Origin of the sequence: Microlunatus capsulatus (genome assembly GCF_017876495.1) — a bacterium.
Taxonomy (GTDB): Bacteria; Actinomycetota; Actinomycetes; order Propionibacteriales; family Propionibacteriaceae; genus Microlunatus; species Microlunatus capsulatus.
The window spans coordinates 3,013,346-3,034,641 of the sequence record NZ_JAGIOB010000001.1 but is presented as its reverse complement, the minus strand read 5'-3'; the positions used below and the strand labels follow the sequence as shown (position 1 = coordinate 3,034,641).

General features: G+C 74.0%; 20 protein-coding genes. 8 read left to right on the top strand and 12 right to left on the bottom strand.

Going from position 1 to position 21,296, the window contains the following annotated elements; translation table 11 throughout:
* Positions 1–80: 80 nt before the first annotated feature.
* Positions 81–1,550: a cryptochrome/photolyase family protein gene (locus JOF54_RS14020; RefSeq protein WP_210056899.1), complete on the bottom strand. Its 1,470-nt coding sequence runs from the start codon at positions 1,548–1,550 to the stop codon at positions 81–83.
* A 77-nt stretch (positions 1,551–1,627) separates the two neighbouring features.
* Positions 1,628–3,340: a DUF2207 family protein gene (locus JOF54_RS14015; protein WP_210056897.1), complete on the bottom strand. Its 1,713-nt coding sequence runs from the start codon at positions 3,338–3,340 to the stop codon at positions 1,628–1,630.
* 126 nt (positions 3,341–3,466) lie between these two features.
* On the opposite strand from JOF54_RS14015, the gene JOF54_RS21105 reads away from it, so the two are divergent.
* On the top strand, positions 3,467–4,561 hold the full coding sequence (locus tag JOF54_RS21105; RefSeq protein ID WP_210056895.1) for a neutral zinc metallopeptidase: 1,095 nt from the start codon (positions 3,467–3,469) through the stop codon (positions 4,559–4,561).
* A 37-nt stretch (positions 4,562–4,598) separates the two neighbouring features.
* On the opposite strand, the gene ispF is transcribed toward JOF54_RS21105, so the two are convergent.
* Together ispF and JOF54_RS14000 are read right to left on the bottom strand one after the other, a co-directional pair.
* The gene (gene ispF, locus JOF54_RS14005; RefSeq protein WP_210056893.1) at positions 4,599–5,072 is read right to left on the bottom strand and encodes a 2-C-methyl-D-erythritol 2,4-cyclodiphosphate synthase; all 474 of its coding nucleotides are present in this window, start codon (positions 5,070–5,072) and stop codon (positions 4,599–4,601) included.
* 40 nt (positions 5,073–5,112) lie between these two features.
* Entirely contained in the window at positions 5,113–5,598 is a 486-nt protein-coding gene (locus tag JOF54_RS14000; RefSeq protein ID WP_210056884.1) for a CarD family transcriptional regulator, read from the bottom strand.
* A gap of 324 nt (positions 5,599–5,922) precedes the next feature.
* Between JOF54_RS14000 and JOF54_RS13995 the strand changes: the two genes are divergently transcribed.
* Positions 5,923–6,522, top strand: a complete 600-nt coding sequence (locus tag JOF54_RS13995) for a hypothetical protein (protein ID WP_210056883.1) — start codon at positions 5,923–5,925, stop codon at positions 6,520–6,522.
* Positions 6,523–6,622: 100 nt separating this feature from the next.
* Here the strand turns inward: JOF54_RS13995 and JOF54_RS13990 are convergent, their stop codons facing one another.
* The 3 genes from JOF54_RS13990 to JOF54_RS13980 all read right to left on the bottom strand — a co-directional run bounded on the left by JOF54_RS13990 (position 6,623) and on the right by JOF54_RS13980 (position 9,565).
* Positions 6,623–7,582 (bottom strand): ribose-phosphate diphosphokinase, encoded by a 960-nt coding sequence (locus JOF54_RS13990; RefSeq protein WP_210056881.1) that lies wholly within the window; start codon positions 7,580–7,582, stop codon positions 6,623–6,625.
* A 76-nt stretch (positions 7,583–7,658) separates the two neighbouring features.
* On the bottom strand, positions 7,659–8,336 hold the full coding sequence (locus JOF54_RS13985; protein ID WP_210056879.1) for a response regulator transcription factor: 678 nt from the start codon (positions 8,334–8,336) through the stop codon (positions 7,659–7,661).
* A complete protein-coding gene (locus JOF54_RS13980) occupies positions 8,333–9,565 on the bottom strand; it encodes a sensor histidine kinase (RefSeq protein WP_210056877.1) in 1,233 nt (410 codons plus the stop codon). The genes JOF54_RS13985 and JOF54_RS13980 overlap by 4 nt, the downstream gene beginning before the upstream one ends.
* Positions 9,566–9,738: 173 nt before the next feature.
* Between JOF54_RS13980 and phoU the strand changes: the two genes are divergently transcribed.
* Positions 9,739–10,404: a phosphate signaling complex protein PhoU gene (gene phoU, locus JOF54_RS13975; RefSeq protein ID WP_210056875.1), complete on the top strand. Its 666-nt coding sequence runs from the start codon at positions 9,739–9,741 to the stop codon at positions 10,402–10,404.
* Between the two features lie 396 nt (positions 10,405–10,800).
* On the opposite strand, the gene JOF54_RS13970 is transcribed toward phoU, so the two are convergent.
* A complete protein-coding gene (locus JOF54_RS13970; protein WP_210056873.1) occupies positions 10,801–11,550 on the bottom strand; it encodes a phosphoglyceromutase in 750 nt (249 codons plus the stop codon).
* An 80-nt stretch (positions 11,551–11,630) separates the two neighbouring features.
* On the opposite strand from JOF54_RS13970, the gene JOF54_RS13965 reads away from it, so the two are divergent.
* Positions 11,631–12,395, top strand: coding sequence for an SDR family NAD(P)-dependent oxidoreductase (locus tag JOF54_RS13965; RefSeq protein WP_245358104.1), 765 nt, complete (start codon positions 11,631–11,633; stop codon positions 12,393–12,395).
* A gap of 18 nt (positions 12,396–12,413) precedes the next feature.
* Here JOF54_RS13965 and JOF54_RS21970 read toward each other — a convergent pair whose 3' ends face one another.
* On the bottom strand, positions 12,414–14,588 hold the full coding sequence (locus JOF54_RS21970) for a glycoside hydrolase family 36 protein (RefSeq protein WP_210056869.1): 2,175 nt from the start codon (positions 14,586–14,588) through the stop codon (positions 12,414–12,416).
* A gap of 36 nt (positions 14,589–14,624) precedes the next feature.
* On the opposite strand from JOF54_RS21970, the gene JOF54_RS13955 reads away from it, so the two are divergent.
* Positions 14,625–15,101: a PPOX class F420-dependent oxidoreductase gene (locus JOF54_RS13955; protein WP_210056867.1), complete on the top strand. Its 477-nt coding sequence runs from the start codon at positions 14,625–14,627 to the stop codon at positions 15,099–15,101.
* Positions 15,102–15,114: 13 nt separating this feature from the next.
* Here JOF54_RS13955 and JOF54_RS13950 read toward each other — a convergent pair whose 3' ends face one another.
* Positions 15,115–15,669, bottom strand: coding sequence for a type III secretion system chaperone family protein (locus tag JOF54_RS13950; protein ID WP_307804180.1), 555 nt, complete (start codon positions 15,667–15,669; stop codon positions 15,115–15,117).
* A gap of 140 nt (positions 15,670–15,809) precedes the next feature.
* Here JOF54_RS13950 and JOF54_RS13945 point away from each other — a divergent pair, with 140 nt between their 5' ends.
* From JOF54_RS13945 to JOF54_RS13935, 3 genes are read left to right on the top strand one after another with little or no spacing between them, the layout of a single operon-like run.
* The gene (locus JOF54_RS13945) at positions 15,810–16,715 is read left to right on the top strand and encodes an ABC transporter substrate-binding protein (RefSeq protein ID WP_210056864.1); all 906 of its coding nucleotides are present in this window, start codon (positions 15,810–15,812) and stop codon (positions 16,713–16,715) included.
* Positions 16,712–17,626 carry an amino acid ABC transporter permease gene (locus JOF54_RS13940; protein WP_307804179.1) on the top strand — a complete coding sequence of 305 codons (915 nt, stop codon included), beginning with the start codon at positions 16,712–16,714 and terminating at the stop codon, positions 17,624–17,626. The genes JOF54_RS13945 and JOF54_RS13940 overlap by 4 nt, the downstream gene beginning before the upstream one ends.
* Positions 17,623–18,375, top strand: a complete 753-nt coding sequence (locus JOF54_RS13935; RefSeq protein ID WP_307804178.1) for an amino acid ABC transporter ATP-binding protein — start codon at positions 17,623–17,625, stop codon at positions 18,373–18,375. The genes JOF54_RS13940 and JOF54_RS13935 overlap by 4 nt, the downstream gene beginning before the upstream one ends.
* Before the next feature lie 199 nt (positions 18,376–18,574).
* Here the strand turns inward: JOF54_RS13935 and JOF54_RS13930 are convergent, their stop codons facing one another.
* Both JOF54_RS13930 and JOF54_RS13925 read right to left on the bottom strand, forming a co-directional pair.
* Positions 18,575–19,885 (bottom strand): class I SAM-dependent methyltransferase, encoded by a 1,311-nt coding sequence (locus JOF54_RS13930; protein WP_307804177.1) that lies wholly within the window; start codon positions 19,883–19,885, stop codon positions 18,575–18,577.
* Positions 19,882–21,255: an FAD-binding oxidoreductase gene (locus tag JOF54_RS13925; protein ID WP_210056862.1), complete on the bottom strand. Its 1,374-nt coding sequence runs from the start codon at positions 21,253–21,255 to the stop codon at positions 19,882–19,884. Before JOF54_RS13925 ends, JOF54_RS13930 begins: the two co-directional genes overlap by 4 nt.
* Between the last annotated feature and the right edge of the window lie 41 nt (positions 21,256–21,296).

Here is a 21,296-nt window from a genome sequence, read left to right as displayed (position 1 = left end):
GGCTCAGGGAGCGGGGCGACAGGCTCCGGGAGCGGGGCGACAGGCTCGTGGCACGGGGGTTCGGGGAACGGGCGACGGGCTCAGGCCAGCTCGGGGTTCTCGGCGACGAGGACGTCGAGGTGGGCCAGCTGGTCGAGGGCGCTGACGGAACGGGCCATCCGGTGGTTGCGGGCGAACCGCTCCCGGTTGCGGTGCAGGAACATCCAGTAGCCCGCCGTGAACGGGCACGCCTTCTCCCCCAGCCGCTGCTTGGGGTCGTAGACGCAGGTGCCGCAGTGGTCGCTCATCGTGTTGATGTAGTTGCCGCCGCCCGCGTAGGGCTTGGTGGCCAGCACCCCGCCATCGGCGTGCTGGGACATGCCGATGACGTTGGGCACCATCACCCAGTCGTAGCCGTCGACGAAGGAGCGGTGGAACCAGTCGGTCATCTGCTGCGGGCTCCAGCCCTGCAGCAGGGCGTAGTTCGACAGCACCATGAGCCGCGGGATGTGGTGGGCCCAGCCGTCCTCGCGCACCGAGGTCAGGGCCGAGCTGAGGCAGGCCGCGTCGGTGCCGGACGGGTCGAGGTCGACGAACCACCCCGGCACGTCGCGGTGGGCGCCGAGAGCGTTGCGGTCGCGGTAGTCCTCGCCCAGGTACCAGTAGAGGTGCCAGATGTAGTCCCGCCAGCCGATCACCTGCCGGACGAAGCCCTCGACGGCGTTGATCGGCGCCTCGCCGGCCCGGTAGGCCTCGACGGCGGCGTCCACCTCCTCGAGCGGGTCCAGCAGGCCGAGGTTCACCGGCGCCGACAGCATCGAGTGCGACATCCAGCGGTCCTCGCGCAGGATCGCGTCCTCGTAGCGGCCGAAGGTGGCCAGCCGGTGCTGGACGAAGTCGTCGAGCGCGTTGAGCGCCTCGGCGCGGGTGACGGCGAACCGCCGCCGCCCGTCCTCGCCGACGAACCGAACGCCCTCGCGCTCCAGCCGGTCGAGGTCCTCGCGGACCTGGGCGTCGATCTCGTCCTCCACCGGCCAGGACGGCTCGGGCAGCCCCAGGGTGCGCGTCCGCGGCGGCTTCTCCCGGTTCTCGGCGTCGTAGTTCCAGCGGCCGCCGACCGGCTCCGCCCCCTCCATCAGCACGTCGAGCCGGATCCGCGCGTCGCGGTAGAAGTCCTCCATGAGCAGCCGGCGGCCGCCGCGGGCGTCGGCCCACGCCGTGAAGTCGGCCCTCGACGTGGCGTAGCCGCGGGCGGGCAGCCGCTCGATGTCGCGCTCGGCGGCCAGCCGGTCGACGAGGTGCAGCGCCTCCCACGAGGTGGGCTGCAGGACGTCGAGCGGCTCGTCGACCTGGGCCAGGCCCTCGCGGTAGGTGTCGGTGACCAGGTAGGTGACCCGGTCCCCCAGCTCGGCGGCGCGGTGCCGCATGGCCGAGAGCACCAGGTGCGCCTTCTGCCGGTGGAACGCCCGGCGGCGCAGCACCCGGTGCGCCTCGATCATCAGGACCGGCTGGTCGGGGTCGTCGAGGAACTGAGGACCCAGCTGGTCCCCGAACAGCCAGCGGCGGCGCATGGCCCCGACCGTACCCGGCCCTTCGACAGGCTCAGGGAGCGGTCGACCGGCTCAGGGAGCGGTCGACGAGCCCGGGCTCAGCGGCTGAAGAGGCTGCCCGTCAGGGTGGTGACGAAGTTGCGGAGCGAGTCGGGCAGGTCGCGCAGGTGCCAGCCCGTCGGGCCGTGGTACCAGGACAGGTCGGTGGCGTCGGCCTCGGCGTCGGTGTCGGCGGCGACCAGGGCGTCGAGCCAGCGGTCGCTGCCGCCCAGCACGACGGTGTAGGGCAGCACCTGCGAGATCTCCTCCAGCTCCCGGCCCGGCGGCATCTGCCCGGTGGGCTGGCTCAGCAGGTCCGAGCGCAGCACGCCCAGCCCGGCCAGCAGGGCCGAGCCCTTGGCCGTCCGGCTCGGCATCTCCTGGGCGACGAAGACCAGGCCCAGCGCGAGCACGATCAGCGCCAGCCCGATCAGGCCGAAGGTGGTGAACGCGGCCAGCAGGACGGTGACGACGACGGCGGCGACCAGCCCCGAGAGCGCCAGCTGGGTCCAGCGGTTGCGGGTGGCGTCGGGCCGCCGCTCGAACCAGCCGTTGGCCACGACCTCGTCGTAGAGGTGGTCCTGGACCTGGCCGACCGAGGCGTGCACGCGGTCCGCCATCTGCGAGACCAGGACGTTGCCGCCCTCGGGGGCGACGCCGTCCAGCAGCGCCCGCTCGAACGGCTTGAGGTCATCGCCGCCGGCCAGCCGGGTGAGGTCCCAGTCGGTCCGGGCGAACTCGGTCTCGCGCGGCAGCTCGGTGATCAGCAGGTGGCCGCGGACGGCGAGGTCGAGCAGCGTCGCGGTGATGTCGATCGGGTCGACGCGCTCGTCGGCGACCGTGCCGACGTGGCCCGGACGGATCTCGTCGACGACGCGGAACTCGCTCTGCCCGGCGGCGACGGGGGCGAACTCGGCGACGCGGCCCAGCTCGCCGGTGGCGGTGGTCTGGTCGGCGCCGCGGCGCCGGTGCATCACCAGCAGCGCGATCCCGCCCAGCACCAGCAGGCCGAGGGCCAGGCCCAGCGGCAGCGGGTCGGCGGAGAAGGCGCGACCGACGGTCCAGCGACGCTCGACCACCTCGTTCGCCGTGACGGCGCCGGCCGGGAAGCCGATGTCGACGACGACGACCTCGCCCTGGCCGCGCGGGCCGTCGCGGAACGTCGGCACCTGGGAGTCCTCGACGCCGGCCGAGGCCACGTCGCAGGGCACGGTGGAGTTGGGCGGACCGGCGGTGCACTTGACGTAGCTGAAGGCGCCCGGGATCTGCACCGTGCCCTGGAACTCCTCGACGGAGGCGCTCAGCCCCTGCAGCAGCGGCCACCGCAGGGCCGTCTCGCCGCCCTCGAGGTTCACGACCGCGCCGGTCACGGTGTAGCCGAGCGTCACCTCCGACGCGCCGCCGGTGGGCAGGGTGAGGGTGGTGAACCGGTCCTCGGTGCTGACGGCGGGGGTGGCCGCCGTGCCGCCGGTCGCGCCGGTGACGGCGCTGACCTCCTGCACGTACTGGCGGTCGCCGACGAGGTCCTCGCGGGTCTCGAGCCGCTGCTCGACCTCCGCGGGCGGCGCGCCGGTGAAGCTGATGGTCTCGGTGACCACGAGGGTCCCGTCCTCGGCCAGGACGCCCTCGACGACGACGCGGGAGGCGGCGCCCTCCGCGGCGGCGGGACCGGCGAGGGGTCCGGCCCACAGGCCGGCGGCCACCGCGCAGGTGGCGAGGAGCGCCCCGACCCGGCGGCGGGTGGGCGTCGTCGATGCAGAGGAGTCAGGCACGGGGACAACCTTCCCATCCCCGCCCGGTCACGCGCCGCCGACCGGCGCACTTTCTGCTCCGCGTCCTGCTCGGGACCCGGCCCTTCCCCCGCCCGGGCGGTCCGGCCCCCGGTTAGGCTCACCCCCGTGAGCCAGCGACCTTGGGGACCCCCGCCACCCGGCAACGCCCCCCGCGGGGTGCCCGCCGGGCAGAACCCCTACGGCTACAACCCGTACGGGCCGCCGCAGCAGGGCTGGGGCGGGCCGAGCCCCTACGGGCGTCCCGGCCTCCAGCCGACGGGTCAGGGCCCGCGTCGCCCGGCCCCCCGCCGCCGCAGCCCGATCCGGACGCTGCTGATGACCGGCGTCGTCCTCGGCCTGCTCATGGTCGGCGCGCTGGCCGTCTCCAACCTCGCCGGCGGCGGCGCGACCGAGACCGCGTACCAGAACGACAGCTACCAGGTGCCGCCCCCGGACACGAGCCCGCCGGCGCTGCCGCAGCCCGAGACCTACGACGAGGCCGAGCAGCTGCTCGTGGCCAACCCGTTCTACGACCAGACGGCGCCCGATCCGGTGCGCTGCGAGGCCGACCCGATCGACGTGGGCAGCGCCAGCGACCGCGAGCTGGAGGAGCACTTCGACGGCCTCATGGAGTGCCTCGTGCGCGTCTGGCAGCCGCCGGTCGAGGGCGCCGGCTTCCAGATCGTCCGGCCGACGGTGACCGTCTACGGCCAGGAGGTGACCACCCGCTGCGGCAAGAGCGGCGTCAACGCCTTCTACTGCGGGGCCGACCAGCAGGTCTACTACAGCAACCTGCTCGACGACGCCGTCCCCGTGGTGGCCAGCGACAAGTGGGGCGCCGACGTCGTCATGGCCCACGAGTTCGGCCACGCGCTGCAGGCGCGGACGGCGATCCTCATCTCCTCCCAGGCGCTGGGCCAGCAGGCCGGCGACGAGGCGACCGAGCTGGCCTTCTCGCGCCGGCTCGAGGTGCAGGCCGACTGCCTGTCCGGCATGTTCATGCGCTCGGTGTCGGGCTCGCTGCGGATCGAGCAGTCCGACGTCCGCGGCATCCTCGACGTCTACAAGGCGGTCGGCGACGACACCGTCAGCGGGGACTCCTCGATCGTGGGCAACCACGGTCTCGCCCGCTCGCGCGAGTACTGGGGCCAGACGGGGCTGGCCAGCGGGGACGTCGGGACCTGCAACACCTACACGGCGAAGGCGAACCTGGTCCGCTGAGGTCGTCCCGCCCGCAGGCGGGACCCGGGCGCCGGCGTCAGCCCTTGTGGACGACGGCGGTGGCGATGGCGGCGACGCCCTCGCCGCGGCCGGTGAGGCCCAGCCCGTCGGTGGTGGTGCCGGCCACGGAGACCGGAGCGCCGACGGCGGCGCCGAGCACCTGCTCGGCCTCGGCCCGGCGCGGGCCCAGCTTGGGCCGGTTGCCGACCAGCTGGACGGCCACCGAGCCGATCTCGAACCCGGCGGCGCGCACGCGGGCGGCGGTCTCGGTGAGGAAGGCGACGCCGGCCGCCCCGGACCAGCGGGGGTCGGAGGTGCCGTAGTTGCTGCCCAGGTCGCCCAGCCCGGCCGCGCTCAGCAGCGCGTCGCAGGCGGCGTGGGCCACGACGTCGCCGTCGGAGTGGCCCTCGGGCCCGAGCGCCTCGTCGACGAAGAGGAGCCCCGCGACCGTCATCGGACGGCCCGGGGCCAGGCGGTGCACGTCGACCCCGATACCGGTGCGGATCTGCATCAGCAGACCCGCACGCGGCTCGGGGTCGGACGGGTGGGGCTCAGGACGCGAGGACCTCGTCGAGGAGGATCTCGGCCTTGGCCTCGTCGACGCGCTCGGCCAGCGCGAGCTCGGAGGTGAGGATCTGACGGGCCTTGGCGAGCATGCGCTTCTCACCGGCGGAGAGGCCGCGCTCGCGCTCACGACGCCACAGGTCGCGGACGACCTCGGCGACCTTCATGACGTTGCCCGAGTGCAGCTTCTCGAGGTTCGCCTTGTACCGGCGCGACCAGTTGGTCGGCTCCTCGGTGTGCGGGGCGCGCAGCACGCTGAACACCTTCTCGAGGCCGTCGGCGTCCACGACGTCGCGGACCCCCACGAGGTCGAGGTTGCAGGCCGGCACCCGGACCACCAGGTCGGTCTGCCCTACGATGCGGAGGACGAGGTAGAGCCTGTCCTCACCTTTGATCTGACGGGTTTCGATGTCCTCGATCACGGCGGCCCCATGATTTGGGTAGACCACCGTCTCACCGACTGTGAAGGTCATATTGTTCGGTACCCCTTTCGCGACCTCAAGTTTAGCACGCTCTCAGGTTCACCCAAGAGGCGTTTGCGCTAGCCAGAGGCCCATCGGGGACCAGGCCGAGGCTTGACAAAACCTCGGACCATGTGCGTCGGCTGTGCTCTGGGACACGTCCGGGGCGGCGCGACGGTGAGCCGGTGCAGGGACCCCGGCCGACTCGATAGGCTGCGGGCAGTGTCCAGCAGAGCAAGGTGTTACCTCAGGCAGGCGGGAGTCGACCTCGTGTCACAAGACAGGCGTCCGGCGGGACGAGCAAGGGGCCGTGGCGCCCGGGCGCTGGCGGCGACGGTGCTCTCGCTCGGCCTCCTCGGGTCCGCGGCGGGCTGCGGGTTCGACGCGCAGACGTCCCAGCCCTACACACCGGCGGACGGCACCAATCTCGACGTGGGGTCGGACAACGAGCTGAAGATCCGCAACCTCGTGGTGGTCTCGAAGACCGACGGCGAGGGGATCATCAGCGCCTCGATCGTCAGCGGCACCGGAGACACGCTCACCGAGGTCGCCGTCGTGCCGTCCCCGCTGTCCGGCTCGCCGGCCCCGTCGGTCACGGCCACGGTGCCCGCCCCGGTGGACCTGCCGGGCGGACGGCTCGTCGTGCTGACCAACCAGCCGCTCATCACGGTCTCCGCGCCGCAGCTGGTCGCCGGCGGCGCCGCCTCGGTCACGATGGTGTTCGACGGCGTCGGCGAGGTGGCGCTCAACTGCCCGATCGTCGACGGCAACCTGCCGGAGTGGTCCTCCATCGGGGCCTCGCCCAGCGCGACGCCCTCGACCGAGGTCAGCATCACCCCGAGCGCCGAGCCGCAGAGCCCGGTCCCGGACCCGACGGCGACGCCGAGCCCCAGCACCAGCGCCGCCCCCAGCCCCAGCCCCAGCGCGACGGGCTAGCCGCTCCGCCCGCGCCGGGTCCGCCCGGCGCGGGGGTGCGTGCCGTCCTCGCGGTGGAGCCCTCGGGCCCGACGGCCGTTCCCGACCGGGTCGAGGAGCGTCAGCCGTAGGTCTCGCGGTCGCTGAACAGGCTGCTGACCGACTCGCCGGCGTGGATCCGGTGCACGGCCTCGGCGAACAGCGGGGCCACCGACCGGGTGACGATGTTCGGCAGCTGCTTCTCCGGTGGCAGCGGCACGGTGTTCGTGGTGACGATCTCGGCCAGGTCCGGCTCCTGCTTGAGCCGCTCGATAGCCGGGCCGGTGAACAGGCCGTGGGTGCAGGCGATGGAGATCTGCTGGGCGCCCTCGTGACGCAGCACCCGGAGCAGCTCGACGATGGAGCCGCCGGTGGCGATCTCGTCGTCGAGCACGATGACGTCCTTGCCCCGGACGTCACCGACGATCCGGTCGATGACCACCCGGTCGTCGGACTCGCGCTGCTTGGAGCCGGCCGCGACGGGCAGGCCCAGGTTGCGGGCGAACTCGGTGGCGACCTTGGCGTTGCCCAGGTCCGGGGAGACGACGACGGTGTTGCTGAGGTCCTGGCGGCGGAAGTGGGCCGCCAGCTCCAGCACCGCGCTGAGGTGGTCGACGGGGACGGAGAAGAAGCCGTGCACCTGCGGGGCGTGCAGGGCCATCGTCAGCACCCGGGTGGCGCCGGCGGCGGCGAGCATGTCGGCCACCAGCCGGGCGCCGATCGAGATGCGCGGCGCGTCCTTCTTGTCCGAGCGCGCGTAGGCGAAGTGCGGGATCACCGCGGTGATGTGCGCCGCGGAGGCACCGCGGGCCGCGTCCAGCATCAGCAGGAGCTCCATGAGGTTCTCCTGCACCGGCGGCACCAGCGGCTGCACGATGTAGACGTCGCGCTGGCGGCAGTTCGCGCGCAGCTGCACCTGCAGGCAGTCGTTGCTGAAGCGGGTCGTCCGCGTCTGGGAGAGCTCCACCCCGAGGATGGAGCACATCTCCTCCGCGAACGCGTGATGGGCGGAGCCCGAGAATACGGTGATTTCGCCGGTCACCCGGTCACCCTAACCCCGCGCGAGGGGGTCGCCGCGCCAGCGGACGCCGCCCCGGACGACCTGCCCGGGGCCGGCGTCAGCCCTCGAACTTGTAGCCCAGGCCGCGGACGGTGACGAGGTAGCGCGGGTTGGCCGGGTCGACCTCCAGCTTGCTGCGCAGCCGCTTCACGTGGACGTCCAGCGTCTTGGTGTCCCCGACGTAGTCGGCGCCCCAGATCCGGTCGATCAGCTGGCCCCGGGTCATCACCCGGCCCGCGTTGCGGAGCAGCATCTCGAGCAGCTCGAACTCCTTGAGCGCCAGCTTCACCCGGTCGCCGTTCACCGACACCTCGTGCCGCTCGACGTCCATCCGCACCCCGGCGGACTCGACGACGTCGGGCACCAGCTCGACGTCGGTCCCCCGCCGCAGCACGGCGCGGATCCGGGCGACGAGCTCGCGGTGGCTGAAGGGCTTGGTGACGTAGTCGTCGGCGCCCAGCTCCAGGCCCACGACCTTGTCGATCTCGGAGTCCCGGGCCGTCACCATGATCACCGGCACGGGCCCGCGGAGCCGCAGCTGGCGGCAGACCTCGGTCCCCGGCAGCCCGGGCATCATCAGGTCCAGGAGCACGATGCCGGCCCCGGCCCGGTCGTACTCGGCGAGCCCGGCCGTGCCGTCGGCGGCCTCGATGACGTCGAAGCCCTCCTTGCGCAGCATGTAGGCCAGGGCCTCGCGGTAGGACTCCTCGTCCTCGACGACGAGCACACGCGTCATCGGACCTCCTGTCGTGGGGTCTGCCGGCCCGCGGCCGGCAGAGCGGTGACGGACGCCGGGGCCTCGTCGGCCGGCGTCGGGCTCTCGGCACCGTGGAGGTGCGCGGGGATCTTGATGGTGAAGGTGGAGCCGGCGCCCGGCCGGCTCCAGACCGCGACGTCGCCGCCGTGGGTGGCCGCGATGTGCTTGACGATCGACAGGCCCAGCCCGGTGCCCCCGTTGGCGCGGCTGCGGGCGTAGTCGACGCGGTAGAACCGCTCGAAGATCCGGTCGACCTCGGCCGGCGGGATGCCGATGCCGTTGTCGGAGACGGTGATCTCGACGTAGTCGTCGTCGCTGGCCGCCTGCACGTGGGCGGCGACGACGACCCGGGCGCCGGGGTCGGAGTAGACGACGGCGTTCTCGACGAGGTTGCCGACGGCGACGCTCAGCTGGCGGGCGTCGCCCAGGACCTGGGTGCCGCCCGTGCCGGCGATGGCCAGGGCGACCTGGTGCTGCTCGGCGTCGACCCGGCAGCGGTCGACGGCGTCGACCAGCACCTCGTCGATGTCGACCACCTCGGCGTCGCGCAGCGGGTCGTCGGCCTGCAGCCGCGACAGCTCGATGATCTGCGCCACGAGGTCGGTGAGCCGCGCCGACTCCACGCCCATCCGGCCGGCGAAGCGCCGGACGGCGACGGGGTCGTCGGCCGCGTCCTCGACGGCCTCGGCCAGCAGCGAGATCGCCCCGATCGGGGTCTTCAGCTCGTGGCTGACGTTGGCGACGAAGTCGCGCCGGGTCTGCTCGGTGCGCCGGGTCGTCGTCTGGTCGTCGGCCAGGATGAGGATGTGCTGGTCGGCCAGTGGCGCCACCCGCGCGGTCAGGAAGGTCGACGCCGCCCGCGGACCGCGGGAGACCTCGAGGTCGGTGGTGCGGATGACGCGGTCGCGGCGGACGGCGCGGACGAGGTCCAGCAGCTGCGGGATGGCCACCCGGCTCCCCCGGGCCAGGCCCAGGTTGCGGGCGGTGCTCGTCGCCTCCAGCACCTCGTCGTGCGGCCCGACGACGACGCCGGAGGACGGCAGCACGCTCAGCACCTCGGCGACGCCCTCGGGCAGCGGCGGGGTCGGGGGCTCGGGTGCGTCCAGGTCGACGGCGGCAGTGCGGTCGCGCCGGGTCCACCGGGCCACGAGCAGGCCCAGGAGGAGGCCGACGACGAGGGCGACCAGCGCCACCAGGGTCGGGTTCACGAGTGAATCGTAGGGCCGCCTCCCGGCTGCTCCCGACCGTTCACCCGCCCGTCGCGCGTCGTCGCGTGCAGCGTTCCCGCCCTGTTCACCGGGCGTTCACCGCCCCCACCGCTGCTGGTAGCCCCCGGGCATAGGGTTGCCGGTGACTTGATGACCTACGAGGGGAACGACCGATGCGGGACTCCTACCGCGAGCAGCTCGACGACATCCTGGCCGACCTGGTCGAGATGTCCCAGGTGGTCTCGTCGGCCGTGCGCACGAGCACGACGGCCCTGCTGGAAGCCGACATCCACCTCGCCGAGCAGGTGATCAGCGCCGACGAGAAGCTCGACGCCAAGCAGAGCGAGGTCGAGGCCCGCGCCTTCTCGCTGCTGGCCCGCCAGGCCCCTGTCGCTGGCGAGCTCCGCACGCTCGTCGCCACCCTGCGGATGGTGACCGAGCTGGAGCGGATGGGCGACCTCGCCGCCCACGTCGCCAAGATCGCCCGGCTGCGCTACCCGGAGATCGCCGTCCCCGACAACCTGCGCCCCAACTTCGTCCGGATGGGCGACGTCGCCGAGAAGATGGTCGTCACCGCCGGCCAGACCCTCAACGACCGCAACATCCAGAACGCGCAGGAGCTGCGGGCCCGCGACGAGGAGATGGACGAGCTGCGCCGCACCCAGTTCCGGCTGCTGCTCAGCGAGGACTGGAGCTACGGCGTCGAGGCGGCCGTCGACGTCGCCCTGCTCGGCCGCTACTACGAGCGGATCGCCGACCACGCCGCCTCCATGGCCCGCCGGATCATCTACATCGTCACCGGCGACTTCCCCGAGGACGCGTACTGGCCGCAGCCGTGACGTCTGTCCTCGCTCCGCTCGGACGGCTCCGGGCGCTCTGACCCGACGTCTTCCTCCCTCACCCCGCAGACGAAGAACGTGTCTGCGGGGTCCGGTCGTCCAGACGTCGGCGCGCCCCGGCCTGGGCTGGGTCCACGCCACGCCCGTCGACCGCGCCCTGAGCTCGTCGCAGGGCCGGTTCACGCTCCCTGAGCGTGTCGAAGGGCGCCGCGCCCCTTCACGACCGACGCGCCCGTTCGGCACTCCCGCGCCCCGTGCACCGGGCGCGGGGGTCACGACGGGGCGCGGGAGCACTCCGCGGCCGTTCCTCGTCCGCGCGGCCCGTGCTGACGCCGCCCCGACGACGACACGCCGCGGAGTGGGAGCGGAGGGGACCCGACGACGCGGGTCCCCTCCCTACTTCTTGCCCTGGTTCTTGACCGCCTCGATCGACGCGGCGGCGGCCTCGGGGTCGAGGTAGCGGCCGCCGGGGGTGACGGGCTGGAGGTCCTCGTCGAGCTCGTAGACCAGCGGGATGCCCGTGGGGATGTTGAGGCCCACCACGTCGTCGTCGCTGATCTTGTCGAGGTGCTTGACGATCGCGCGGAGCGAGTTGCCGTGCGCGGCGACCAGGGTGACCTTGCCGGCGAGCAGGTCGGGGACGATCGAGTCGTACCAGTACGGCAGGGCGCGGAGCAGGACGTCCTTGAGGCACTCCGTCCGCGGGCGGGCCTCGGGCGGCAGGCCCGCGTAGCGCGGGTCGTGGAAGTTGGCGAACTCGTCGTGGTCGTCGATGGGGGGCGGCGGCACGTCGTAGGAGCGGCGCCACGTCATGAACTGCTGCTCGCCGAACTCGGCCAGCGTCGCGGCCTTGTCCTTGCCCTGCAGGGCGCCGTAGTGGCGCTCGTTCAGCCGCCACGAGCGCTTCGTGGGGACCCAGAGCCGGTCGGCGGTGTCCAGCGCCAGCTGGGAGGTGCGGATCGCCCGGCGCAGCAGCGAGGTGTGCAGCACGTCGGGCAGCAGGCCGGCCTCGGCGATCAGCTCGCCGCCCCGGCGCGCCTCGCGCTCGCCCTTCTCGTTGAGGTCGACGTCCACCCAGCCGGTGAACAGGTTGAGGGCGTTCCAGGCGCTCTCGCCGTGCCGCAGCAGGATCAAGGTTGAGCTCATGGCCCGAGCCTAGTGGAACCCCTCCCCGCCGCCCGGGGCCGCCGGACGTCGGCGAGACGACGATCAGGAGAATGGCCGCCATGACCTCCACCTCCTCCCCGAGCAGCCGTCCCGTCGCCGTCGTCACCGGGGCGAGCAGCGGGATCGGCGCCGCCAGCGCCCGCCGGCTGGCCGCCGACGGCTTCCACGTCGTCGCCGCCGCGCGCCGGGCCGACCGCGTCGAGGCCCTCGCCGCCGAGATCGACGGCACCGCCGTCGCCTGCGACGTCACCGACCCGGCCCAGGTGGCCGCGCTGGCCGCCGCGGTGGGCGGGCGCTGCGACCTGCTGGTCAACAACGCCGGCGGGGCGCTCGGCCAGGAGCCCGTCGCCGAGGCCGACCTCGACGCCTGGCAGGCCATGTACGCCACCAACGTCCTGGGCGCCGCCGCGGTGACCAAGGCGCTGCTGCCGGCGCTGGTCGCCGCCGAGGGGCAGGTCGTCTTCGTCACCTCCGTCGCCGCCGACGGCGCCTACGAGGGCGGCGCGGGCTACTGCGGCGCCAAGGCCGCGGAGCGGGCCATCGCCGGGGCCATGCGGCTCGAGCTGGTGGACCAGCCCGTCCGGATCGCCGAGATCTCCCCCGGCATGGTGGCCACCGAGGAGTTCTCGCTGACCCGCTACGCCGGCGACGCCGACCGCGCGGCCAAGGTCTACGCCGGGGTGGAGAACCCGCTGACCGCCGAGGACATCGCCGACTGCGTGGCCTGGGTCGCCGCCCGGCCCGCCCACGTCAACATCGACCGGATGACGGTCCGGCCGCGCGCCCAGGCCGCCCAGCACAAGGTGCACCGGGTCGGCGTCTGAGCCGCGACCGGCCCCGGCTCAGCGGGCGGTCAGCCGCAGCATCCGGGCGCCGACGCCGGCGTCAGCCGGGGCGACCCGCAGGCCCGCCGCCGTCCGCTCGACCGGCCAGACCGGCAGCCGGTCGGCCGGCGGGTACACCTGCGCCACGTCGAGCTCGACGCCGTCGAGGTGCGGCAGGAGGGCCTCCACCGACGGGTCGGCGTCCGAGCGCCGCCACAGCAGCAGGTAGGTCTCGTCGCCGGCGTCGAAGGCCGCGGTGACCCAGGCGTCGTCCCAGTCGGGCAGGCCGGTCGGGAACCGGGGCACCGAGCGGGCCAGCGCGTGCCGGGTCTCGCGGTGCGCCCGGACCCCGGCGGCCACGAGGTCGCGCTGCGCGTCGTCCATCCGGTCGAGGAGCCCGGCCTGGTACAGCCGGCCGGCCAGCCCGGTGACGGTGGTGAAGGCGATCTCCTCGTCCGTCATCGTCGCCTGCGGGTAGGCCCAGTGGGCGGCCTGCTCGGGCAGCACGTGCAGCAGCGACCCGACGGCGATGGCCGGGTAGAGCAGCGGGTCGGTCTGGTCCGACGTGGACTGCAGCGCCAGCCGGCCGAGCATCGCCGCGTCGGCGCGCAGGGCCCCCGAGCCGCAGTTCTCCAGCACCAGGTCCGGGTGCCGGTCCAGCACCTGCTCCAGCCAGGTCAGCAGGGCCCGGTTGTGCTGCAGCAGCCCGTCGCCGACGCTCTCGGCGTCCCGGTCGGTCCCCGCGCCCGGGATGACGTTGTAGTCGAGCTTGAAGTAGCCGACACCCAGCTCGCCGACCAGCCGGTCGACGGCCGCGTCGAGGTGGGCACGCGCGTCCGGGCTCCGCAGGTCCAGCAGGTAGCGGTCGCGCTCGCGCACCCGGACCCCGCCGCGCTGCAGGAAGGCGCTGTCGGGCAGGGTGCGCGCGGCGTCGCTGGTGACGCCGACGACCTCCGGCTCCAGCCACAGGCCCGGGACCATCCCCCGGTCGCGGATCCGGTCGAGGACCTCGCCGATCCCCTCGGGGAAACGGACGGTGGAGGGCACCCAGTCCCCGACGGAGGCCCACCAGCCGTCGGTGTCGTCGTACCAGCCGGCGTCGATGCAGAAGTACTCGGAGCCGACCGCGGCGGCGGCGTCGACCAGCGGCCGCAGCTTCGCCGACGACGGGTCGCCGTTGAGGGTGTTCATGTAGTCGTTGAAGACCACGGGCAGGGTCGCGTCCTGCGGGTGCGGCCGCCGGGTCGCGCGCCGGTGGGCCGTGAGCCCGCCGAAGGCGTCCTCGAAGCCGTCGGCGACGGCGAAGGTGACGGGCACCGTCCGGAAGCCCTCGCCGCCGGGCCGCAGGGTGACCGACCAGGCGTGCAGCCGGTCGCTGGGGCCGAGCACCGCCACGTAGGCACCGTCTCCCGAGCCGACGTCGGTCGACTCCCACGGCAGGCCGTCGGGGCCACCGGGCGGCGGCTGGGCCGACCAGCCGGGACGCTCCCCCACCTCCCAGCTCCAGGCGCCGTTGTGCTCGACCTGCCAGGCCAGGGTGCGGCCGCCCGCGGTGACCGCGCCCGCCGGCACCCAGGCGCCCGAGGACCAGGTGCTGGTGCTGACCGTCGCGACCGAGCCCAGGTGGGTCTCCCCGCGCACGTCGGTGCCGATCCGGGCCAGGCCCGGCGAGCGGAGGGGGAACGACCCCCACCGCGCCTCGGCCGACCAGGTGGACTCGGCGCGCCACACCGTCGCGGCGGCGAGGTCGTCGGAGGACACCAGCCCGGTGGCCAGGCTCGTCACCGCGAAGACGGTCAGCGGCTCCGCGCCGTCGGCGAGCGAGAGCTCGGTGGTGCAGCGGACCGCCGGCACGCCGTCGGGGGCCCCGAAGCGGCTGCGGACGACGAGACCGCTGGCCGGGTCGTGCTGCTCGACGACCAGCACCTCGACCGCGCCCTCGCGCCCGCTCGTGTGGCCGCGGTAGCGCAGCGCCCGGCCCAGCTGGCTGCCGGTGTGCCGCTGGCTCTGGCCGGCCGAGGACTGGCCGTGCCGCGGGGTGACCACCTCCACCAGCGGCTGGTGCACCCGGAGGTAGCGGCCCGCGTCGGCGGCGGGCAGCGTCGTCGCCGCGTCGACCAGCCGGACGGGGGCGTCCTCGTCGGCCACGAACCGCAGCCGGAGGGCCGGCTCCTGCCAGTCGATGATCGTCACGGGACCTCACCCTAGGGGGGCGGTAACGTCGCGGCCATGGCCCGATCCATCGCCACCGCCACCGCCGTCGAGCGCGCCGAGCTCCTCGACTTCGTCCGCCCCCGCCACCGGATGCTGGTGGCCACCACCCGCGCCGACGGCCGCCCCCAGCTCTCCCCCGTCTCGGGGGGCCTGGACGCGGAGGGCCGGCTCGTCATCTCCTCCTACCCGGGGCGCGCGAAGATCCGCAACGCGGAGCGCCGGCCGGAGGTCTCGGTCTGCGTGCTGTCCGACGACTGGGACGGCCCGTGGGTGCAGGTCGACGGCGACGCCGAGGTGCTGCACATGCCCGAGGCCGAGGACGCCCTCGTCGACTACTTCCGCTGCATCGCCGGCGAGCACCCCGACTGGGACGAGTACCGGGCGGCGATGCGGCTGCAGGACAAGTCCCTGATCCGGGTCACCCCGACGCGCTGGGGCCCGGTCGCCACCGGCGGGTTCCCCTCCGACGTCGCGGCGCGGCTGGACGGCTGACCCCTCGACGGGCTCAGCGCGCGGGGTCTCCGGGACCACCCGGGGAGCGGTCGGGGTCGAGGTGGGCGAAAGCGGCGAGGTTGGCGGTCGACTCCCCGCGAGAGCGGCGCCACGCCCACTCCCGGGCGATGCTCGTGGCGAACCCGCGCTCCAGGATCGGGTTGAAGCTCTCGTCGGCGGTGGTGGCCACGGCACCCAGCAGCTGGTCGACGGCCGCGGGCGTCACGGCCTCCAGCGCCACGGTGCCGGTGAGGTGGATGTCGCCGAGAGCGTCGAGGCTGAAGCAGATCCCCCGGAGCTTGAGGTTGCGCTCCAGCAGCCAGCGGTAGACGGACGCGTGGTCCTCGTCGGGGCTCCGGGCGACGAAGGCCCGCACGGCCAGCCCGTAGCGGCCGACCTCCAGCGCGCAGGCGGTGCTCAGCTTGGCCGTGCCCGGCAGGGTGACGGCGAAGAGCCCCGTCCCCGACGCGCTCCAAGGCAGCCCCAGCTCCTCCAGCACGGCCCGGACGGTCGACGCGGCGGCCTCGCCGGCCGCCGTCAGGCCCGTCCCGGGCGGCTCGTCGTCCACAGGCTCACGGTACGCGCGCAGGCCGATCTCACAGGCGCTGCGGACGGGCCGCCGGTTCCCGACCGCGGCGCTAGGGTTGGCCGCACCTGCACGTCGGCGCCCCGCTCGGGGGGTGTCCGTCCCGCCCCGAGGAGCCCCTCATGCTGCGCCCCCACCGCTCCACCGCGCCCCGGCTCGCCGCCGTCGGCCTCGCCGCCGCGCTGGCCCTGGCCGTGACGGCCTGCGCCCCGGAGGACGAGACGGCCACGCCGGAGCCCGCCGCCGGGTCGGGGTCGGCGTCGGCCAGCACGGCCGCCTGCAGCAAGGAGTCGCTGAGCCTGGTCACCGACGGCACGTTCACCGTCGGCACCGACAAGCCGGCCTACGCGCCCTGGTTCTCCGACGACGACCCGACCAACGGCAAGGGCTACGAGTCGGCCGTCACCTACGCGGTGGCCGAGCAGCTGGGCTTCAGCCGCGACGAGGTCACCTGGATCACCGTCCCCTTCACCAACGCCTACGCGCCCGGGGACAAGAAGTTCGACGTCGACATCAACCAGGTGTCCATCACCGAGCAGCGCCGCAAGGCGGTCGACTTCTCCTCCGGCTACTACGACGTGGCCCAGGCCGTGGTCACCACCGCCGACTCCCCCATCGCCGGCGCGACCACGCTCGCCGCCCTCAAGACGGCGAAGCTCGGCGCCCAGGTGGGCACCACCTCCTACACCGCGATCACCGAGCAGATCCAGCCCGAGCAGCAGGCCGCTGTCTACGACACCAACGACCTCGCCGTCCAGGCGTTGAAGAACGGCCAGATCGACGGCCTCGTCGTCGACCTGCCGACCGCCTTCTACGCCGCCGCCGCCCAGCTCGACGACGGCAAGATCGTCGGCCAGCTGCCGCCCGGCTCCGGCACCGCCGACCAGTTCGGCTTCGTGCTGGGCAAGGGCAGCGCGCTCACCACCTGCGTCTCGGCCGCGGTCGACGCCCTGCGCGCCGACGGCACGCTGACCGAGATCGAGGGCGAGTACCTGTCGAACGCCGGCGGCGCCCCGCTGCTGCAGTGAGGCCGCTCCGGCCGGTCGAGGTCGACCCGGGCCACGCCGCCGACCGCGAGGAGCCGGCGGGCGACGGCTGGCGGCCCTCGGCGCTCCAGCAGGAGCGGCTGGCCTACCGGCGCCGTCGCTCCAACCGCTCCGTCGCCGTCGCGCTGACCAGCAGCCTGGTCATCGTCGTGCTGCTGGGGCTGGGGCTGACGTCGACGCCCGGCTGGCCGCGCGTCCAGCAGACCTTCTTCGACCCGTCGCGAGCCTGGGAGGCGCTGCCGGCGGTGGCCACCGGGCTCTGGCTGAACATCCGGGTGATGCTGGTCTGCGGCGTGGTGATCCTCGTGCTGGGGCTCGCCCTGGCCGTGCTGAGGACGCTGCGCGGACCGGTGTTCTTCCCCGTCCGGGTGGCGGCCGCGGCCTACACCGACGTCTTCCGCGGGCTGCCGCTGCTGCTGGTGATCTTCCTGCTGGGCTTCGGGGTCCCGGCCCTCAACCTGCGCGGGCTGCCCGACGACCCGCTGGTCTGGGGCGGCGCGGCGCTCGTGCTCACCTACTCCGCCTACGTCGCCGAGGTGTTCCGCGCCGGCATCGAGTCGGTGCACCCCTCCCAGCGCGCGGCCGCCCGCTCGCTCGGGCTGTCCTACACGCAGTCGATGCGCTTCGTCGTGCTGCCCCAGGCCGTCCGCCGGGTGGTGCCGCCGCTGCTCAACGACCTGGTCAGCCTGCAGAAGGACTCCGGGCTGATCGCCGTCCTCGGGGTGATCGACGCCATCCGCTCGGCCCAGATCGCGACCGCCACCGACTTCAACTTCACCCCCTACGTCGTCGCCGGCCTGCTGTTCGTCGCCCTCACCATCCCGCTGACCCGGGTGACCGACTGGGTCGCCCGGCGGCAGGGCTGGTACGGCGTCGCGGGGAGCACGACGTGACCACGGTCCCCGGCAGCGGGCCGCTGCTGCAGGCGCGCGGGCTGCGCAAGGTGTTCGGCAGCCAGGTGGTGCTGGACGACCTCGACCTCGAGGTGCAGCACGGCGAGTGCGTCGTGCTGATCGGCGGCTCGGGCTCGGGCAAGTCGACGCTGCTGCGCTGCCTGAACCTGCTGGAGACCCTCGACGACGGCCAGATCCTGCTGGCCGGCGACGACATCAGCGACCCGCGCGTCGACGTCGACGCCGTCCGCGCCCGGGTGGGCATCGTCTTCCAGGCCTTCAACCTGTTCCCGCACCTCAGCGTGCTGGACAACGTGACGCTGGCCCCGGTCCGGGTGCACAAGCGGCCGCGCCGCGACGCCGAGCAGCAGGCCCGCGAGATGCTGGCGCGGGTCGGGCTGGCCGACAAGGCCGACGCGAAGCCGGACGCGCTGTCGGGCGGTCAGCAGCAGCGGGCGGCGATCGCCCGCGCACTGGTCAACGGCCCGGCGCTGATGCTGCTCGACGAGGTGACCTCCGCGCTCGACCCCGAGCTGGTGCACGAGGTGCTGACGCTGCTGCGCGACCTGCGCGCCGACGGGATGACGATGGTGCTGGCCACCCACGAGATGGGCTTCGCCCGCTCCGTGGCCGACAAGGTCTGCTTCCTGCACCAGGGCCGCGTCCTGGAGCAGGGCCCGCCCGCGCAGCTCTTCGACGCACCGCGCGAGCAGCGGACCCGGGAGTTCCTCTCCCGCCTGACGGTCTAATTGACCTCGCTCCGCTCGGTCGCTCGGGTCGCTCTGGCCCGGCGTCGACGTCACGCCCGGCGGGACGAAGAACGTGTCCCACCCGGCGCTCCTCTCGACGCCGGCGCGATCCTCGGCGCCTACCGGGGCTGTCCGGGCAGGCCGGGGCGGCGTGGGTCAGGGAACGGCGCCCTTCGTCGACAGGCTCAGGGAGCGGTGGTCAGGCGGTCCACCAGGGGCGGAGCGGCAGGTCGGTCCCCCCGCCGTGGCCGTCGGTGCGGACGGCGAGGACCTGGTGCAGCTGGACGACGTCGCGCTCGAAGCCGAGCCGGGAGCCGGCCATGTAGAGGCCCCAGACCTTCGCGGTGCCCAGGCCCACCTCGGCGACGGCCTCGTCCCAGTGCTCGACGAGGTTCGCGCACCAGTCGCGCAGGGTGAGGGCGTAGTGCGGGCGCAGGTTCTCCTCGTGCAGCACCTCCAGGCCGGCGTCCTGGGCCTCGGTGATGATCCGGCCCGAGCCGGTCATCTCCCCGTCGGGGAAGACGTAGCGGTCGATGAAGCCCTTGGTGGGCGCCGCCCGGCGGTTGTCGGGGCGGGTGATGGAGTGGTTGAGCAGCAGCCCGCCCGTCCGCAGCAGGGAGCGCAGGAAGGCGAAGTAGGCCGGGTAGTTCCCCACCCCGATGTGCTCGGTGAGCCCGATGGAGGACACCGCGTCGAAGCCGCCCGCGACGACGTCGCGGTAGTCGCCGTGCCGCACCTCGGCCAGGTCCTCCAGCCCCTCGTCGACGACCGCCTGCTGCGCCCACGCCGCCTGCTCGGCCGAGAGCGTGACCCCCGTCGCCCGGACGCCGCGACGAGCGGCGTAGCGGACCATGCCGCCCCAGCCGCAGCCGACGTCGAGCAGCCGCTGGCCCGGCTGCAGCCGCAGCTTCTCGAAGACCAGCCGGTACTTGTTCTCCTGGGCCTGCTCCAACGTCGCGTCCGGCGCCGGGTAGCAGGCGCAGGTGTAGGTCATCGAGGGCCCCAGCACGAAGCCGTAGAAGGTGTTGGAGACGTCGTAGTGGTGCGCGATCGCCTCGGCGTCGCGGGTCCGGCTGTGCCGCAGCCCCGAGACCGTCCGGCGCCACCGCGGCTGCACCTCCTGCGGCGGCGGGGGGACGGGCCGGAAGCTCTCCGCGCCGAGGGAGCGGACGACCTCGGCCAGCACCCGCGCCGGGGGCCGGGGCACCTCGGCGTCGCCCAGGGCCCGCAGCAGGGGGTACGGGTCGCCCGGGTGCACGCCGCGCAGCTCGAGGTCCCCGGCGACGTAGGCCCGGACGAGCCCCAGCTCGCCGGGTGCGGTGGCGAGGTAGCGGGTCCCCCGCGGGGTCAGCAGGTCGAAGCCGAGCGCTTCCTCGGGCCCCGTCGCGCTGCCGTCGTACGCGGTGAGGCGCAGCGGCAGGCTGCTGCCCAGCACCGCCCCCAGGACGCCCGCGAGGCTCATCCGTCCGTGGCCGGTCGTGCCGGCGGTCCGCTGGGAGGTCGTCGTCACCGTCGTCGCACCGCTTTCGCGTAGAGGTCCAGGAAGCGGCCGTCCGGGTCGTAGGCCTTCTTCACCACCCGGTAGTCCTCGCCGCCGTAGAGCGCGTCGAACTCGTCCTGCTCGTAGTAGGCGTCGGAGTAGAGCGACTTGTGCCCGCCGAGGTCGCGGACGCACCGCTCGACCGCGCGGTTGGTCTCCCCCTCCGTCGCCCCGGCGGGCACCGTCGACCAGAAGCCGACGTTGACGAAGGTCCGCCCGGGGGGCAGGGGGTAGAGCGGCCAGTCCTCGCGCAGCCGCACCGGGCAGAGCCACAGCGGCTCCACCGGCACCTCGGCCAGGAACCAGCGCAGGAACTCCGCCGACCGCTCCAGCGGCAGCTCGACGTCCTGCACCACCCGCTCCCGCGGCGGCCGGCCGCGGAGCCGCTCCACCCGGTCCACCAGGCCGAGCCGCTGCTCCAGGGCCAGCAGCCGCCAGTAGGAGCTGCTGCGCAGGTGCCGGCGCGGCCACCAGCGCCGCAGCCGCGGGTGCTGGGCGCCGAACGCGCGGGAGCACCAGAACCAGTCGGTGTCCCAGCGCCACAGGTAGTCCAGGGTCGTCAGCCGGTCGTGCCGCGTCCCGTGCGGGTGCTGGAGCGAGCGGTAGTAGATGTCGGCGCCCGTGTAGTCGCTGACCGGGCCGGGCCGGTCGGTCAGCGTGCCGAGGCAGAGGTAGGACTCCTCGGCGCTGAAGACGACGCCGTCCACGTAGTCGACCGCGACGCCGTCCAGGCTGCCGCTCGCGACGACCTCGCCCAGCGTCGCGAGCAGCGCGTCCAGGTCGTAGTGGCGGACGTGCCGCAGGGCGACGTACGGGGCGACGGGCTCCAGGGCGATCCGCAGCCGGGTGGCGTAGCCGAGCGTGCCGTAGGAGTTGGGGAAGGCCCGGAACAGGTCGGCGTGCTGCTCCGGCGACGCCGTCAGCACCTCCCCGGTCCCGGTCAGCACGTCGAGCTCCAGCACCGACTCGTGCGGCATGCCGTTGCGGAACGACGCCGACTCGATGCCCAGCCCGCTGACCGCGCCCCCCAGGGTGATCGTCCGCAGCTGCGGCACCACCAGCGGGGTGAGCCCGTGCGGCAGCGTGGCCGCGACGAGGTCCTCGTAGGTGCACATGCCGGCGACGTCGGCGGTCCGGGCCACCGGGTCGACGGCGAGGACGCCGGTCAGGCCGGAGGTGTCGAGGCCGGGCACGCCGGTCCGCGCCCGGACCCGGAAGAGGTTCGACGTCGGCTTCGCCAGCCGGACGGTCGCCCCCGCCGGCACCGCGCGGTAGCTGGCCCGCAGCCGCTCCACCCCGGCCGCGTGGGCGGCGGCGGTGACGAGCGGGCGTCCGGCCATGTCGTCACGCTAGACCTGCTCCCGGCGCCCCGACGGGCGGG

Excerpts from the sequence above, each read along its gene's own strand:
- JOF54_RS14020 (WP_210056899.1), bottom strand. The coding sequence starts at position 1,550 with ATGCGCCGCCGCTGGCTGTTCGGGGACCAGCTGGGTCCTCAGTTCCTC.
- ispF (WP_210056893.1), bottom strand. The coding sequence starts at position 5,072 with ATGCAGATCCGCACCGGTATCGGGGTCGACGTGCACCGCCTGGCCCCG.
- JOF54_RS14000 (WP_210056884.1), bottom strand. The coding sequence starts at position 5,598 with ATGACCTTCACAGTCGGTGAGACGGTGGTCTACCCAAATCATGGGGCC.
- JOF54_RS13985 (WP_210056879.1), bottom strand. The coding sequence starts at position 8,336 with ATGACGCGTGTGCTCGTCGTCGAGGACGAGGAGTCCTACCGCGAGGCC.
- phoU (WP_210056875.1), top strand. The coding sequence starts at position 9,739 with ATGCGGGACTCCTACCGCGAGCAGCTCGACGACATCCTGGCCGACCTG.
- JOF54_RS13970 (WP_210056873.1), bottom strand. The coding sequence starts at position 11,550 with ATGAGCTCAACCTTGATCCTGCTGCGGCACGGCGAGAGCGCCTGGAAC.
- JOF54_RS13965 (WP_245358104.1), top strand. The coding sequence starts at position 11,631 with ATGACCTCCACCTCCTCCCCGAGCAGCCGTCCCGTCGCCGTCGTCACC.
- JOF54_RS13955 (WP_210056867.1), top strand. The coding sequence starts at position 14,625 with ATGGCCCGATCCATCGCCACCGCCACCGCCGTCGAGCGCGCCGAGCTC.
- JOF54_RS13945 (WP_210056864.1), top strand. The coding sequence starts at position 15,810 with ATGCTGCGCCCCCACCGCTCCACCGCGCCCCGGCTCGCCGCCGTCGGC.
- JOF54_RS13925 (WP_210056862.1), bottom strand. The coding sequence starts at position 21,255 with ATGGCCGGACGCCCGCTCGTCACCGCCGCCGCCCACGCGGCCGGGGTG.